The organism is Streptomyces sp. NPDC040545, from assembly GCF_055595065.1.
In genome coordinates, this window is the sequence record NZ_JBVIWA010000011.1 from 202,422 (window position 1) to 215,046 (window position 12,625).

The following is a 12,625-nucleotide window of genomic DNA, read 5'->3' on the forward strand; positions in this document are numbered from 1 at the left end:
GCGCGGCTCACACGCGGCTCACGCGCAGCTCACGCCGGGTGCGCACCCGGCTCACGGTCAGCGCGCGGCCAGTGCGAGGGCGTGGTCCAGGGCCTGGAGCAGCCGGCCCGTCGTCGCCCGGTCGCGCACCGCCAGCCGGAGCCAGGAGGGGTCCAGTCCAGGGAAGGTGTCCCCGCGGCGGACGGCGAAGCCGAGGGCGCGCAGCCGGGTGCGGACCTCCGCCCCGCCCGCCACCCGGATCAGGACGAACGGCCCCTCCGCCACCCCGACGACCGTCACCTCGTCGAACTCCGCGAGCCCGGCCAGCAGATGCGCCCGGTCCACCGCGATCCGCCGGGCCGCCTCCTCCGCCTCGGCCAGCGCCGCCGGAGCCACACAGGCCTCGGCCGCCACCAGCGCCGGGGTCGACACCGGCCACAACGGCTGCGCGGCCGCCAGTTTCGCGATCACCTCGGGCTCGGCCAGCACGTAGCCGATCCGCAGCCCCGCCAGCCCCCACGTCTTGGTCAGGCTCCGCAGCACCACCAGCCCCGGCAGGTCCATCCGTCCGGCCAGGGCTTCCCGCTCGCCCGGCACGGCGTCCATGAACGCCTCGTCCACGACCAGGATCCGGCCGGGCCGGGCCAGCGCGGAGAGGGTTCCCGCCGGGTGCAGGACGGACGTCGGGTTGGTCGGATTGCCGATTACCACGAGGTCCGCGTCCTCGGGCACGTCCGCCGGGTCCAGCGTGAAGCCGTCCGCCGCCCGCAGCACCACGCGCCCGACCTGGTGCCCCGCGTCCCGCAGGGCCGCTTCCGGCTCGGTGAACTGCGGATGCACCACGACCGGCCGTACGGCTTCCAGGGCCCGGGCGATCAGTACGAAGGCCTCCGCGGCCCCGGCCGTCAACAGCACCCGCTCGACCGGCAGCCCGTGCCGGGCCGCCACCGCCGCGCGGGCGCGCCGCCCGTCGGGATATGCGGCGAGATCCCCGAGGGAGGCGGCGATCCGCTGCTTGAGCCAGTCCGGGGGAGTGTCCGCCCGTACGTTGACCGCCAGGTCCACCAGTGCCGAGCCCGCGTCGATCACTTCGGCGTCCCCGTGGTGGCGCAGGTCGTGCGCGTGCGCCGTGGCCACGGCGCAGGTCGCCGACACCGACCGCCGTTTGGGCACGAGGAGTTGCCCGCCGCCCGCGAGGGCGGCGGCCTCCGCCACCGAGGGGGTTCCGGTGGCGGTGCGTGCCGACTCCGAGGGGTGCGGCACGGCGATGGCGGCCAGCCGGGCGGCGGGGTAGCTCACCACGGGCACGCCGAAACGTTCCGCCGCACCCGTGATCCCGGCCTCGCCCGCCTTCGACTCCACCGTGGCCAGCGCCGTCACCGCCCCCACGGCCAGCCCGGCCCCGCGCAGCGTCTCCTCGACCAGGGCGCAGACCTCCGCGACGGAAACCCCCGCGCGTCCGCCGACCCCGACCACCACCTGCGTCGCGTACTCGCCCACCGGGGGCCTTCCTTCCGTAGTCACCGTCGCCGTCACCGTCACTGGAACACCACCGGCCGGTCGGCCGTCAACCCTTCGACACCCGCCACCCGCGCGCGGACGTGCGCACCGGGCGAGGAGTCTGTATTCAGGGGCGCATGGCCGTGATCGTGGCGCTGGGCGCGTTCCTGATGACCCTGGCGGGCGGATGGGCGGCGCAGCGCGTCACCGACCGCCGCCACCTCGTGCTGGGCCTGGCCGGCGGGCTGATGCTCGGCGTCGTGGGCCTCGACCTGCTCCCGGAGGCCCTCACCGCGGCGGGCGGCAAGGTGTTCGGTGTCCCCCTCGCCCTGCTGCTCTTCGTCGGCGGCTTCCTCGTCGCGCACGTCGTGGAACGGCTGCTGGCGGTCCGCCAGGCCGCGCACGGCGCCGAGGACGGCGGCCGCACCCCCCAGGTCGGGCTGACCGCGGCCGCGGCCATGGTCGGCCACAGCCTCGCCGACGGGGTGGCCCTGGGCGCGGCCTTCCAGGTCGGCGGAGGGATGGGCGTGGCCGTGGCGCTGGCCGTCATCACCCACGACTTCGCCGACGGGTTCAACACGTACACGCTCACCAGCCTCTACGGGAACGACCGCCGCAAGGCACTGATGATGCTCTTCGCGGACGCCGTCGCCCCCGTCGTGGGCGCGGCGTCCACTGTGCTGTTCATCCTTCCGGAGGAACCCCTCGGCGCGTACCTCGGCTTCTTCGGAGGCGTCCTGCTGTACCTCGCGTCCGCCGAGATCCTCCCCGAGGCACACCACAAGCACCCCGCCCTGTCCACGCTGATGTGCACGGTGGGCGGGGTGGCCGGGATCTGGCTGGTGGTGGGCATCGCGGACTGAGCGCCGGCCGGGGGCGGAGGTCACCGCCGTGCTGCCGCGGCTTCCGTGAAACGGCGCGCGACGGACGGCTCCGCCGCCCAATGCGTGTGCAGGTAGCTCGCGTGCACACCCTGCTGCACGAAGCCCTCGACCCGGCGCTCCGGGTGCGTGAACCCCCACGCCGGGGCCGCCCCGGCGCCCGGCTCGATCACCGTCCGGTGGAACTCGTGCCCGCGCAGCCGGGTCCCGGCCTGCGCGAGCGCGCTGTCGGACACCGCCACCGCCTCGCGGTAGCCGAGCGTGAGACGTTCCGACATCCGCGCGTCGGCGTCGAGCACCCCGCACATGGGCTTCCCGTCCAGCGACCGGCCGAGGTACAGCAGCCCGGCGCACTCGGCGGCGACCGGGCCGCCGGCCGCGGCGAAGGCGGCGACGGCCGCCCGCAGCGGTTCGTTGGCGGACAGTTCGGGCGCGTACATCTCCGGGAAGCCGCCGCCGATCACCAGGCCGCAGGTGCCGGGCGGGAGCGCCTCGTCCCGGAGCGGGTCGAAGGTGACGACCTCCGCCCCGGCGGCGGTGAGCAGCTCCGCGTGCTCGGCGTAGGAGAACGTGAACGCCGCTCCGCCCGCGACGGCGACCACCGGCCGCGCGCCGGGGATGTCCAGCCCCTCCGGCGTGTGAGGAGCGGGGTCTGGGGCGGCGCCCCCGCTGCGCGTCAGCGCAGCAGCAGGCGACCACGCCTCGCAGTCCAGAGGCGGGGCCGTGCGGGCCAGGGCCATCAGGGCGTCCAGGTCGCAGCCCGCCCGGACCTGCGCGGCCAGCGCCGACACCGAGGCCAGCGCGTCGGTGTGCCGCTCGGCCACCGGGACCAGCCCCAGGTGGCGCGAGGGCGTGGCCACCTGCGGAGCCCGCCGCAGGACACCGAGGACCGGCATCCCCGCCTCCTCCAGGGCCTCCCGCAGCATCACCTCGTGCCGGTCGGAGCCGACCTTGTTCAGGATCACGCCCCCCAGCCGCACCTGCGGGTCGAAGGACGCGAAGCCGTGCACCAGCGCCGCCACCGACCGCGACTGCGAGGAGGCGTCGACCACCAGCACCACCGGCGCCCGCAGCAACTTCGCGACCTGCGCCGTCGACGCCAGCTCACCCCGGCCCGCGGCGCCGTCGTAGAGCCCCATGACGCCCTCGACCACCGCCAGGTCGCACCCGGCCGCCCCGTGCGCGAACAGCGGAGCGACCAGCTCCGGCCCGCACATGAAGGCGTCGAGGTTGCGCCCCGGCCGGCCGGTGGCCAGCGCGTGGTAGCCGGGGTCGATGTAGTCGGGCCCGGCCTTGTGCGGGGACACGGCGAGGCCGCGCTCCGAGAAGGCCGCCATCAGGCCCGTGGCCACGGTGGTCTTGCCGCTGCCGGACGACGGAGCGGCGATGACGAGCCGAGGAACGTTGAAGCCGTACGAAGTCACCACTCGATGCCCTTCTGGCCCTTCTGCCCCGTGTCCATCGGGTGCTTGACCTTGGTCATCTCGGTGACGAGGTCCGCGAACTCCACCAGCTTCTCCGGCGCGTTGCGGCCCGTGATCACCACGTGCTGCGTGCCGGGACGGCCCCGCAGCACCTCGATGACCTCGTCGACGTCGATCCAGCCCCAGTGCATCGGGTAGGCGAACTCGTCGAGCACGTACAGCTTGTGCGTCTCGGCGGCCAGATCGCGCTTGACCTGCTCCCAGCCCTCCTTGGCCGCCTGCTCGTTGTCGAGCTGCGCGTCCCGCTGGACCCAGGACCAGCCCTCGCCCATCTTGTGCCAGACGACGGAGCCGCCCTCGCCGGAGGCGCCGAGCACCTTGAGCGCGTTCTCCTCGCCGACCTTCCACTTCGCCGACTTGACGAACTGGAACACCCCGATCGGCCAGCCCTGGTTCCAGGCGCGCAGCGCCAGCCCGAAGGCCGCCGTGGACTTGCCCTTGCCGGGCCCGGTGTGGACGAAGACCAGCGGACGGTTGCGGCGCTGGCGCGTGGTGAGCCCGTCGTCCGGAACGACGGACGGCTGTCCCTGAGGCATTACGCGGCCCTCCTGTTGCTGTTGCTGCTGCTGTGGGGTGAAGCGGTGGATGTCACTGCGGTACGTACGTTCTTCACGAGCCCGGCCAGCGAGTCGGCCCGCAGCCCGTCGAGCGTGACGGCCGGACCGCCGAGGTCCCGGGCCAGTACGCCGGCCAGCCCCAGCCGGACCGGCCCGGACTCGCAGTCCACGACCACCGAGGCGACGCCCCCGGCCTGCAGCAGCCGCGCGCTGTGCCCGGCGAGCTCCCGCGGGCTGCTGTCCGTACGGCCCCCGGCGTTCCCGGCCGAGGTGGCGCGCCCGTCGGTGACGACCACGAGCAGCGGCCGGCGCGAGGGATCCCGCAGCCGCTCGATCCGCAGCACCTCGTGGGCCTTCAGCAGCCCGGCGGCCAGCGGGGTGCGGCCGCCCGTCGGCAGCTGCTCCAGCCTGGCCGCCGCCGCGTCCACCGAGGAGGTCGGCGGCAGGGCGAGCTCGGCCGTGGCGCCGCGGAAGGTGATCAGACCGACCTTGTCCCGGCGCTGGTAGGCGTCCAGGAGCAGGGACAGCACCGCGCCCTTGACCGCGCTCATGCGCTGCCGGGCGGCCATGGAACCGGAGGCGTCGACGACGAACAGGACGAGGTTGCCCTCGCGCCCCTCCCGCGTGGCCTGGCGCAGATCGTCCTTGCGGATCACGAGGCCGCGCCCGTCGCGGCCGCGCGCCTTCTGATGCGGGGCGGCGGCCTGGATGGTGGCGGTCAGGTGCAGCTTCGTCAGGTGCCCGCGCGGGCGCTGGGCGCCGGTGGTGCGGCCGTGGGCGGTGCGGGCGCGGGACCGGCGGCCGGACGCGCCCTCGCCGAGACCGGGCACGCTGAGCATCTTGGTCCGGAACGGCTCGGCGGCACGCACCGCGGCCTGCTCCGGCCCGGCGGCCTCCTGGGCGGAGGGCTGCGGGGCCTCGGGGGCCTCCGCCGGGGCCTCGCCGCTCTCGGGGGCCTCGGGGGTCTCGGCCGAGGCACCCGGGTCCTGCGGTCCGGCGCCCTGCGGGGGCGTGCCACCCGGGCCGCCGTCGGGACCGCCGTCCCCGGGTCCGTCGTCGTCGGGACCCTCGGGGTCCGGCTCCGGCTCCCGCTCGGGCTCGGGTTCAGGCTCCTCGTCGGGGAACTCGTCCAGGATCCGGTCGAGCATGTCCTCGTCCAGCCCCGGCGCGTCGAAGGGGTTCCGGCGCCGCCGGTGCGGGAGCGCCAGCAGGGCGGCCTGCCGGACGTCCTCCTTGCGGACGTCGGTCCGCCCGGCCCAGGCGGCCAGTGCGGTCGCGGTCCGGGCCATGACGATGTCGGCACGCATCCCGTCGACCTCGAACCCGGCGCAGGTCGCCGCGATCTGCAGCAGCGCGGTGTCGCCGAGCGACACCTTCGGCAGCAGCGCCCGCGCGGCCACCACCCGGGCGCGGACCTCGTGCTCGTCCGCGGCCCAGCGGGTCGCGAAGCCCGCGGGGTCGTCCTCGTAGGCGAGCCGGCGGCGGACCACCTCGACGCGCTGGGAGGGCTCGCGGGAGGCGGCCACCTCGACGGTGAGCCCGAACCGGTCCAGGAGCTGCGGCCGCAGCTCGCCCTCCTCGGGGTTCATCGTGCCGACGAGCAGGAAGCGGGCGGCGTGCCGGACGGAGACGCCCTCGCGCTCCACGTACGAGGCGCCCATCGCGGCGGCGTCCAGCAGCAGGTCGATCAGGTGGTCGTGGAGGAGGTTGACCTCGTCGACGTAGAGGATTCCGCGGTGGGCGTCGGCGAGCAGCCCGGGCTCGAACGCCTTCACGCCCTCGGCGAGGGCCCGTTCGATGTCGAGGGCGCCGACGAGCCGGTCCTCGGAGGCGCCGACGGGCAGCTCCACCATGCGGGCGGGCCGGGCGCCGCCGGGGCCGGCCTCGTGCGGACCGTCCGGGCAGGCCGGGTCCGGCGCGGTGGGCGCGCAGCTGAACCGGCAGCCGGACACGACGTCGACCTGCGGCAGCAGTGCGGACAGCGCGCGGACGGCGGTGGACTTGGCGGTCCCCTTCTCACCGCGCACGAGCACCCCGCCGACCGCCGGGCTCACGGCGTTGAGCAGGAGCGCCAGCCGCAGGTCGGACTGGCCGACCACTGCGGTGAACGGATACGGGGTGCTCATGTGTTGCTCACTCCTTGGAAGCTGTGGACCGTGGCGGGGTGCGGCGCCGTTGCCGGGGCTCCGCCCCGGACTCCGCGCCTCGAACGCCGGCGGGGCTGAACGTGCGGGACCGGGCCCGTCACGGGGCGCCCGGTGGAAGGAAGGGGAGGGCGGCCGGGGCGCCGTTCTCGATCAGCTGGAGCAGCGCACGCGTATCGGCGTGTTCTTCGATCAGGTCGCCGAGCAGGTCCAGCTGCTCCTCCCGCAGCGCGGCGAACGAGGTGTCCGGCGCCGGGACGAAGCGGCGGCCGGCGGCCGTGGCCACCTCCCGCAGGAACGCCCGGCGGAAGCCGTCCGACTCCAGCGATCCGTGCCAGTGGGTGCCCCACACCGACCCGACCCGGCAGCCGTCCAGGAAGGCCTCGCCGCCCAGCACCTCGGCGACGCCGTGGTGGATCTCGTAGCCCGCGACCTCCTCGCCCAGCGCCGAGCCCACCGGCCGGGCCAGGGTCTTCTCGCGCTCGAAGCGGACGCGTACGGGGAGCAGGCCGAGGCCGTCGACCTCGCCCGCCTTCGATTCGACCTCGTCCGAGATCCGCTCGCCCAGCACCTGGAACCCGCCGCAGATGCCCAGGACCGGCCGCCCCTCGGCGGCGCGCCGCAGCAGGGCGTCCGCCAGCCCGCGTTCGCGCAGCCACTGAAGGGCCTTCACCGTGCCCCGGGTGCCGGGTACGACGACCAGGTCCGCGTCGGCCAGTTCCTCGGCCCGGTCCACGAACCGCACCACGACCCCCGGCTCCGCCGCGAGCGCGTCGACGTCCGTGAAGTTCGACATCAGCGGCACCGCGCACACGGCGACCCGCAGTACGTCCTCGCCCACCGGCGGAGCGACCACGGACTCGCGTACCGCCCCGCGCAGGGAGACCCGCAGGCCGTCCTCCTCGTCGATGCCGAGGCCGTGCTGGAACGGCAGCACCCCGTACGTGGCACGGCCCGTCAGGCCGCGGAGCATCTCCATGCCCGGCTCCAGCAGGGACACGTCGCCGCGGAACTTGTTGACCATGTATCCCGCGATCAGGGACTGGTCCTCGGGGGAGAGCAGCGCCGTCGTCCCGAAGAAGGACGCGAAGACGCCGCCGCGGTCGATGTCCCCGACCACGACCACCGGGAACCGCGCGGCCCGCGCGATCCCCATGTTCACGATGTCGGTCCGGCGCAGGTTGATCTCGGCCGGACTCCCCGCCCCCTCGCAGATCACGGCGTCATACGTGCCCCGCAGCTGCTCCAGGCAGTCCGTGACGATGCCGAGCAGCTGCTCCTGGCGACCGCCGTGCAGCGCCTTTCCGGCGGCCGACCCCCCAGCCCCCCCGAAGAACCCGCGGGCGCTCATCTCGCCCACCGGCTTGCCCAGCAGCACCACCTGGCTGCTGCGGTCACTACCGGGCTTGAGCAGCACCGGGTTCATCAGCGCGGTCGGCTCCACGCGGGCCGCCTGGGCCTGCATGGCCTGGGCGCGCCCGATCTCGGCGCCCTCCAGCGTCACGAAGGAGTTCAGCGACATGTTCTGCGCCTTGAACGGCGCGACCTTCACACCCTGCCGGGCCAGCCAGCGGCAGATGCCCGCCGTGACCACGCTCTTGCCCGCGTCCGACGTGGTGCCCGCGACCAGCAGACCCCCGCCGCGCTTCGCGCCGCTCATCCGCGCCGTCCTCTCCGTGCCGTACGGGAGACCAGCAGCCGGGCGGCCACGCAGGCGCCCAGGGCCAGCCAGGTCACCTGCCGCGACAGCCGTACCGCCCGCTCGATGTCCGCGACCTCCACCGGCCGCCCCGCCCCGCCGTTCAGGACGGCCCGGTGCTCGACCCGGCCGCCGTACGCGAGGGTTCCGCCCAGTCTGACGCCCAGCGCCCCGGCGAAGGAGGCCTCGACGGGTCCGGCGTTCGGGCTCGGGTGCGCGGCGGCGTCCGCGCGCCAGGCCCGTACGGCGCCCCGCCGGTCGGGGCCGGCCAGCACGGCGGCGACCGCCGTCAGCCGGGCCCCCGGCCAGCCGGCCAGGTCGTCGAGCCGGGCGGAGGCCCAGCCGTAGCGCAGGTAGCGGGGGGACTTGTGGCCGACCATCGCGTCCAGGGTGTTCACGGCTCGGAAGGCCAGCAGCCCGGGGACTCCGGCGACGGCGCCCCACACGAGGGCACCGACCACCGCGTCGGAGGTGTTCTCGGCGACGGATTCCACGACGGCGCGGGCCATCTGCTGCCCGTCCAGGGCCTGCGGGTCGCGTCCGCACAGGTGGGGCAGCCGCTCCCGGGCCACCTCGACGTCCCCGGCGGCGAGCGCGCCGCCGATGGCGCGGGCCTCACGGCCCAGGGAGGTGCCGCCCACGACGGCCCAGGTGGCGGCGGCCGTCAGGGCGATACGGACGGCTGCGGGCCGGGAGCGCACGGCTCGGGCGCCCAGCGCTCCGACGGCGGCCGCGCCCCCGGCGCACACCAGGGTGTGCAGGAGGCCCCGGGCGCGGTCGTCGCGCCACAGGGAGCGTTCGACGGCGGCGGCGGCCCGTCCGAAGGCGGCCACGGGGTGCCCTCGGCGCGGATCCCCGAGGATCCGGTCGCCGATCAGGCCCGCCGTGGCGCCGTACGCGAAGACGCGATCGGCACGCATGGTGACAGGTATGTCCTCACTCAGGGTCCGCGCCCTGGTTCGACGTGTCCGGCGGCGAGAGTTCCTGGCTCCCGGGACGCACGCGCGGCGTGCGGTTCCGGTGACAGTGGCGGGACCGCGCCGGATTCGCACCGGACTTCCTCTCCATGCCGCCGTATTGGCTCCGGCAGTCCACCACGCACGCCGAAGGCCCGTCAACTCGCCGTTGACCTGCGGCGCGGCCGGGGCGCGGCAGGAGCGCGGGAGGGGGCGCGGGATGCGAAAAGCTCCCTCCGGGACAAACCCGGAGGGAGCCTTCACGCCCGGTCGGCCGCGGGACGGCGGATCAGGCGACGATCAGGTAGATCCCGTAGCCCACGGCCGCGGCGATGACCGCGAAGCAGGCGTACGCGCCGCTGCGGGCGAGGGTGGCGGTGCCGCCCTGCTCGGTGGCGGTCTCGTGCTTGGACAGGCCCACCAGGCCCAGGGTGAAGAGGGCCACGAGGGCGACGGTCGCGAAGAGGCTGACCCCGAAGACGGAGCCGAGCGCTTCCCAGTCGATCTTCATACTGCGGTTTCCTCTTGTGTCTCTGTCTCGGTCAGACCGCGGCGGCCGGAGCCGCCGGGGTCTGCGTCGCGGCCGGGATGGTGGCCTTGAGGGCTTCGTCCGTCACCTCGGCGGTCGTCGCCGCGGCGGTGGTACCGGCGGCGGCGACGGTCGGCGGGACGGTGACCGCGGCGATCGCTGTGGTGACGACGCCCGGCTCCTCGGCGCGGGCCGGCTCCACCTCGTTGACGTTGTTGTGGTCGACGACCTGGCGGCGCGAGATGAACCAGATGGCCAGGCAGGAGCCGATCAGGAAGAGCGTGACCGCGGCGATGCCGACGTCACCGATGCGCATGACCAGCTCGGCACCGGCCGAGACCAGCGCGGCGGCCGGCAGGGTCAGGCCCCAGGCGATGAACATGCGGGTCGCGGTGGACCAGCGGACCACACCGCCCTTGCGGCCCAGGCCCGCACCCATGACCGCACCCGAGCACGAGTGGGTGGTGGAGAGCGAGAAGCCCAGGTTCGAGGAGGCGAGGATGACGGACGCGGCCGAGGTCTGGGCGGCGAAGCCCTGCTGCGGGTGCAGGTCGGTCAGGCCGCTGCCCATGGTGCGGATGATGCGCCAGCCGCCCAGGTAGGTGCCCATCGCGATGGCCATACCGGCGGAGACGATGACCCAGACTGGCGGGTTCGCGTCGGGCGCGATCGCGCCGCCGGCGATGAGGGCCAGGGTGATGATGCCCATCGTCTTCTGCGCGTCGTTGGTGCCGTGCGCGAGGGAGACGAGACCGGCCGAGGCGATCTGACCGGCGCGGTAACCCTTGGCGGAGGTCTTCTCGCCGACCTTGTCACCCAGCTTGTAGGTGAGCTTGGCGGCCAGGTAGGCGGCGATGCCGGCCACCAGCGGGGCGGCGATCGCGGGGATGAGGACCTTGGTCACGACGACGCTGCCGTTGACCGCGCCGATGCCGGCGGACGCGACCGCGGCACCGATCAGGCCGCCCATCAGGGCGTGCGAGGAGCTGGAGGGGAGACCGACCAGCCAGGTGACGAGGTTCCAGAGGATCGCTCCGACCAGGGCGGCGAAGATCACCTCTGGCTGGATGCCCTCCTCGTTGACCAGTCCCTTGGAGATCGTCTTGGCGACCTCCACGGACATGAACGCGCCGACGAGGTTGAGCACGGCGGACATGGCCACCGCCGTCTTGGGCTTGAGGGCGCCGGTCGAGATGGTGGTAGCCATCGCGTTGGCTGTGTCGTGGAAACCGTTCGTGAAGTCGAACACGAGAGCGGTGATGATCACGATCCCGAGGAGAAGCGTTATGTGCTCCATTTACCCAGGCTTCTGTTTGACGTCAGTGGCTCGGCGACCGTAGGCAACCTGAGTGAACGGAAGATGAACTGACTCGGGCGGAGCGGTGTACTGGCGCGGGGTGTGATCGGGTCATTCGTCCTGATTCTGGCGTAGATAATGCCATTAATGCACGTCAAAGCCGGGTGAATGAACCCCTCCGTAGGGGGTCCGCCGTGCATACGATCCCCCTTCCCGGGCCTCGAATGAGACCTAGATCACCCCGTCCCTGCCCGCGGCGGAGAGATCTCCTCCGGTGGCCCGCCCGGGGCCCCGACCCGACACTGGAGCAGTGCGTACCGCGACTGCGGCGGCTGCGGCCGTCACGACGACCCTCCTCGGTGCCGGCGCGGCCGCCGTCGCCGTCGCCCGGCACACCGCCCACGCGGCCCTGCGGTCCGAACCGGGCCGCCCGCTCCCCGGCGGACCGAAGCTCAGTGTCCACTCCGCCGCCGACGGCCGGATCACGCTCACCCGTTCGCTCGCCTCCCTGCGCCCCGGCACGTACGGCCTGGTCGCGCCGGGTCTGCACGCCGTCGTAGGGCCCGTGCTCCCGGACGCCGCCCCCGGCCCGGACGCCGTCGTACGGCAGCTCGTCTCCGTCACCCACGGCACCCTCGACCCCGGCACCCGGGTCTCCCTCACCCCCCAGGTGTACGTCGGCAACCCGCGCACCGCCCTCGGGCTCGACCACGCCGACGTGGACGTCCCCGGGGAGCTCGGCGCCCTGCCCGCCTGGTTCGTGCCCGCCGCCCGGGACACCTGGGTGATCACCGTGCACGGGCTCGGCAGCGGCCGGGAACACCCGATGGTGGTCATGCCCTTCCTGTACCGCCATCACCTGCCCGTCCTGGACCTCGGCTACCGGGGCGACCTGGGTGCCCCCGCCTCCCCGGACGGCCTCGGCCACCTCGGTGAATCGGAATGGCGCGACCTGGACGCCGCCATCCGCTACGCCCTGCGCTACGGAGCCCGCCGCGTGGTCCTGTACGGCTGGTCCACCGGCGCCACCATGGCCCTGCACGCCTTCGAGCGCTCGCCGCTCGCCCACCGGATCTCCGGGCTGGTCCTGGACTCGCCGGTGCTCGACTGGCACACCACCCTGCGCGGGCTCGCCGCGGCCCGCGGCGTCCCCGGCGTGCTGCTGCCGCTGGCCGTCCGGGCCGCCGAAGGCCTCACGGGCCTGCGCGCCGACCGCCGGCCGGCCGGCTCCGACCCCGGCGCGCTCCGCGTCCCCGTACTGATCTTCCACGGCCCGGACGACGTGCTCGCCCCCTGGGGGCCCTCGCGCAGGCTCGCCGCCGCCCGCCCCGACCTCGTCGCGCTGCACACCGTGGGCGGCGCCGGGCACGGCGCGATGTGGAACGCCGACCCGGCCGGCTACGAGGAGGCCCTGCGCCGCTTCCTCACCCCTCTTATGTGAAGACCGGGCGAAGGGCCGGGTGAACGGCTCGGTGAACGGCCCGGTGAACGGCCGTGACAGGCCATGTGCCGAGGCCCGTCATGTGAAGGCCCTGTGACGGACAGAGCCCCACGGGCGGCTTGTCCCGGTCTGCGCTGCGGTGAACGACGGCAACGGCC

Annotated in this window: 10 protein-coding genes and 1 riboswitch; of the genes, 2 read left to right on the plus strand and 8 right to left on the minus strand. The window is 74.4% G+C overall.

All coding sequences use genetic code 11. From position 1 onward, the window contains the following. Positions 1 to 57: 57 nt before the first annotated feature. Positions 58 to 1,479, minus strand: coding sequence for an Rv2231c family pyridoxal phosphate-dependent protein CobC (gene cobC / locus ACZ573_RS22165; RefSeq protein WP_471306736.1), 1,422 nt, complete (start codon positions 1,477 to 1,479; stop codon positions 58 to 60). Between the two features lie 137 nt (positions 1,480 to 1,616). On the opposite strand from cobC, the gene ACZ573_RS22170 reads away from it, so the two are divergent. Continuing rightward, positions 1,617 to 2,342, plus strand: coding sequence for a ZIP family metal transporter (locus ACZ573_RS22170; RefSeq protein WP_471306738.1), 726 nt, complete (start codon positions 1,617 to 1,619; stop codon positions 2,340 to 2,342). Between the two features lie 20 nt (positions 2,343 to 2,362). On the opposite strand, the gene ACZ573_RS22175 is transcribed toward ACZ573_RS22170, so the two are convergent. From ACZ573_RS22175 to ACZ573_RS22205, 7 genes are all read right to left on the minus strand, one after another. Then, a complete protein-coding gene (locus ACZ573_RS22175; protein ID WP_471306740.1) occupies positions 2,363 to 3,787 on the minus strand; it encodes a cobyrinate a,c-diamide synthase in 1,425 nt (474 codons plus the stop codon). Next, complete coding sequence (gene cobO, locus ACZ573_RS22180) at positions 3,781 to 4,380, minus strand: cob(I)yrinic acid a,c-diamide adenosyltransferase (protein WP_030386572.1); 600 nt, start codon at positions 4,378 to 4,380, stop codon at positions 3,781 to 3,783. Before cobO ends, ACZ573_RS22175 begins: the two co-directional genes overlap by 7 nt. Continuing rightward, on the minus strand, positions 4,380 to 6,527 hold the full coding sequence (locus ACZ573_RS22185; RefSeq protein WP_471306742.1) for a putative cobaltochelatase: 2,148 nt from the start codon (positions 6,525 to 6,527) through the stop codon (positions 4,380 to 4,382). Before ACZ573_RS22185 ends, cobO begins: the two co-directional genes overlap by 1 nt. A gap of 118 nt (positions 6,528 to 6,645) precedes the next feature. After that, on the minus strand, positions 6,646 to 8,205 hold the full coding sequence (locus tag ACZ573_RS22190; protein WP_471306744.1) for a cobyric acid synthase: 1,560 nt from the start codon (positions 8,203 to 8,205) through the stop codon (positions 6,646 to 6,648). Further along, positions 8,202 to 9,164 carry a cobalamin biosynthesis protein gene (locus ACZ573_RS22195; protein WP_471306746.1) on the minus strand — a complete coding sequence of 321 codons (963 nt, stop codon included), beginning with the start codon at positions 9,162 to 9,164 and terminating at the stop codon, positions 8,202 to 8,204. The genes ACZ573_RS22190 and ACZ573_RS22195 overlap by 4 nt, the downstream gene beginning before the upstream one ends. A 36-nt stretch (positions 9,165 to 9,200) precedes the next feature. Further along, positions 9,201 to 9,355: riboswitch (cobalamin riboswitch) on the minus strand. 134 nt (positions 9,356 to 9,489) lie between these two features. Continuing rightward, complete coding sequence (locus ACZ573_RS22200) at positions 9,490 to 9,711, minus strand: hypothetical protein (RefSeq protein ID WP_030012731.1); 222 nt, start codon at positions 9,709 to 9,711, stop codon at positions 9,490 to 9,492. A gap of 31 nt (positions 9,712 to 9,742) precedes the next feature. Further along, complete coding sequence (locus ACZ573_RS22205) at positions 9,743 to 11,026, minus strand: inorganic phosphate transporter (protein ID WP_351154242.1); 1,284 nt, start codon at positions 11,024 to 11,026, stop codon at positions 9,743 to 9,745. A gap of 310 nt (positions 11,027 to 11,336) precedes the next feature. Between ACZ573_RS22205 and ACZ573_RS22210 the strand changes: the two genes are divergently transcribed. Then, positions 11,337 to 12,467 (plus strand): alpha/beta hydrolase family protein, encoded by a 1,131-nt coding sequence (locus ACZ573_RS22210; protein ID WP_471306749.1) that lies wholly within the window; start codon positions 11,337 to 11,339, stop codon positions 12,465 to 12,467. Positions 12,468 to 12,625 lie beyond the last annotated feature (158 nt).

Coding starts and splice junctions, on each gene's coding strand:
- ACZ573_RS22205 (WP_351154242.1), bottom strand. CDS start 11,026: ATGGAGCACATAACGCTTCTCCTCGGGATCGTGATCATCACCGCTCTC.
- ACZ573_RS22200 (WP_030012731.1), bottom strand. CDS start 9,711: ATGAAGATCGACTGGGAAGCGCTCGGCTCCGTCTTCGGGGTCAGCCTC.
- ACZ573_RS22190 (WP_471306744.1), bottom strand. CDS start 8,205: ATGAGCGGCGCGAAGCGCGGCGGGGGTCTGCTGGTCGCGGGCACCACG.
- cobO (WP_030386572.1), bottom strand. CDS start 4,380: ATGCCTCAGGGACAGCCGTCCGTCGTTCCGGACGACGGGCTCACCACG.
- ACZ573_RS22185 (WP_471306742.1), bottom strand. CDS start 6,527: ATGAGCACCCCGTATCCGTTCACCGCAGTGGTCGGCCAGTCCGACCTG.
- ACZ573_RS22170 (WP_471306738.1), top strand. CDS start 1,617: ATGGCCGTGATCGTGGCGCTGGGCGCGTTCCTGATGACCCTGGCGGGC.
- ACZ573_RS22195 (WP_471306746.1), bottom strand. CDS start 9,164: ATGCGTGCCGATCGCGTCTTCGCGTACGGCGCCACGGCGGGCCTGATC.